General features: G+C 64.1%; 1 protein-coding gene. It reads left to right on the forward strand.

The window, feature by feature from the left end; translation table 11 throughout:
• Positions 1–460: integrase core domain-containing protein (locus B1964_RS29025; protein WP_139765956.1), on the forward strand; the 460-nt coding region annotated here is incomplete at its 5' end.
• Positions 461–463 lie beyond the last annotated feature (3 nt).

The raw sequence follows: 463 nt of genomic DNA on the forward strand, positions 1-463 counted from the left end.
GTCCACGACCATGCATACCGGCCTCGCGCTCGATGCCCTGGACATGGGGTTGTGGGCGCGCTCGCGGGCCGGCCAGGGTGTGGCCGGGCTGATCCACCACTCCGACCGCGGAGTGCAGTATCGAGCCATTCGTTACACCGAACGTCTCGCCGAGGCGGATGCGGTGACTTCTGTTGGCTCCAAAGGTGATTCGTACGATAATGCGATGGCCGAGGCGTTCAACTCGCTGTTCAAAGCCGAGTGCATTCGTAACCCAGTGATGCGCCCGCGTGGTGGTTGGGGCGGTGTCGGCGAGGTCGAAATCGCGGTCGCCGAATACATCGAATGGTTCAACCACCGACGCCTGCACGGCGAGATCGGACACGTCCCGCCCGTCGAGTACGAGGCCGCCTACTGGGCGACCCACACAGCCACCAGCTACCGTGGGAACCCGGTCCCAGCAACCGCTGGAACCAACTAACCG

Origin of the sequence: Gordonia sp. i37, from assembly GCF_002043085.1 — a bacterium.
GTDB classification, from domain to species: Bacteria; Actinomycetota; Actinomycetes; order Mycobacteriales; family Mycobacteriaceae; genus Gordonia; species Gordonia polyisoprenivorans.